At 39.2% G+C, this 1880-nt stretch carries 2 protein-coding genes; both read right to left on the bottom strand.

Going from position 1 to position 1880, the window contains the following annotated elements; genetic code table 11:
- Positions 1-132: 132 nt before the first annotated feature.
- Positions 133-618 (bottom strand): cytochrome P450, encoded by a 486-nt coding sequence (locus ACM0OX_RS35530; protein ID WP_414519893.1) that lies wholly within the window; start codon positions 616-618, stop codon positions 133-135.
- Positions 619-715: 97 nt separating this feature from the next.
- Positions 716-1669, bottom strand: coding sequence for a Rieske 2Fe-2S domain-containing protein (locus tag ACM0OX_RS35535; protein ID WP_414519895.1), 954 nt, complete (start codon positions 1667-1669; stop codon positions 716-718).
- Positions 1670-1880: the final 211 nt, after the last annotated feature.

Raw genomic sequence — 1880 nt, forward strand, 5'->3', positions numbered from 1 at the left:
TCTGATTAACTCAGCCCTGCTGGGTCATTTTGTATGGCTTAGTCTAAACTCCAGATTTTGACCGCGACCATATAAAGTAAAAGGGACATTCCATTTCAATATCGCCATACTGCTATCTATCAGTTGTGTAAATCACTGACTGGTTTGCTCAACTTCGCTCTTGTTCTGACTTCCCAAAAACAGGCGAGTCGCAACCATTAGGGTAAGCTGGCGGAAACTAGAATTTAAGGAAATCGTTCCTCGCTCTCCCCAATCTTTGAGGAAGTCTTGCACAATATTTTGAATGGTGTCGAAGTATGTAGCGATCGCTTTTCCGTGAAATGCTGGATACATCAAACGACGAGTTAGGCGATGTTCTTCCCCATCTTGTAATAAAATATTGTTGCCAAATGTTGATTCTAAGAAATACCAACCGATCCGCGACGACATATTTTCAGCTTGTTCTACCAGCACCAGCCGATTAGCATCAGGGCCAATTAGATAAGCACGTTTGTATCCCATGACGCTCGTCTTAAAAACTGAACCATGCTGCTGGAATCTTCGCCATAGATACAGTTCTAAATCCCGAAATATTTCTAAAGTCTCCCCCAAGATGGGCAAGCCATAACTACCAGGCATTTACTCGGCTGATTTCATCTGACGCATATTTGAGTACCTCCAGCAGTAATTAGCTACAGTTTAATTGTAAAGGGCAGTTAGGCTTTGCAAATCAAAATTACCAATTGTGGTAGAGTTTTTCTGCGTAGAACATAATTTCTTCATTTGGCAATCTAATTTTTGGTTTTTGTCGAGGATATAAACTTTCGACAGCACTTGTATCTTGCTCAATGACTGTGGCTGCTGCTTGTAAAACTGAATTCTTAAACAGAAATTTCATCAAAGGATTGACGACTTTGGCATACATCAAAATAAACGTCTTGGTAATTTTTTCTGTTTCCGGGTAGAGAATATGAATTTGAGCAATATCACCAATAGGGGTTTTAGCCAACAAAGCTGTAGTTGAAGGAAAAGCGTATTCGAGTGTGTTAGCAAGCGTTTTCGGGAATATTCCCAAAATAGGATTTTTGATAATTTCTCCTAATGTGTTGTTGGCTCTTGTCAGTTCTTGTTTGACTGTAGCAGAGTATCCTTTTTCTTCAAAATGACTTACATGACAAGATGTAATTTTAAATAGTTCTTTATGAGTACCATTTTGGTGATTATAGTCATAGTTAACCATCAGGTTACTCAAAAATTCACCTTGAATACTTTTTTCCCCAGTTACTCCAATGAACTCGTATTCATCGACAATTTTCTGATGCAAATCTGGGATAGGTAATCTTGGCTCAAATCCGGCATAAGTCCAGATGCAATCATTGCTAATAATTAGCTCTAATACTTTAGTAATTGGCTGAGTGTCTTTTTTATCTCCTTGCTGTAGTCTGCCTTGCCCATCAAATTCTAGTGCATGAAAAGGGCAAGTAATAGTATCTCTTTCTTGACAAACCCAGCCGCCTGATAAGGGCGCTTGCATGTGCGGACAAATGTTATCAATGGCAAACACTTCACCTTTTTGGTTTTGCCAAATTACATAATCTTGTCCATTTAATGTAATTTTATTAGGTTTATTCACTCCCAATATAGATTTGTGCGCGATTAACCAAGGCGCACCAGGTAAAATTGGTTCCATTTTTCCTCCATAATCTTGATAATTTTTTGAAAAGTTGCTAGATGCGTTAGCAAAAGGTAACGCAATATTGAAACTTCAAAGTTGTAGAGAAGCTGGTATCGCCTGTTCTACATCACTAGACCTCTTGCAAAAGTCCCTAACACCCCACCCCCAACCCCTCCCCGCTTGCGCTACGGTGTACACACATCTTTGTATAAAACCAAAATCGTTG

Source organism: Nostoc sp. PCC 9305 (genome assembly GCF_963920915.1).
GTDB lineage: Bacteria > Cyanobacteriota > Cyanobacteriia > Cyanobacteriales > Nostocaceae > Nostoc.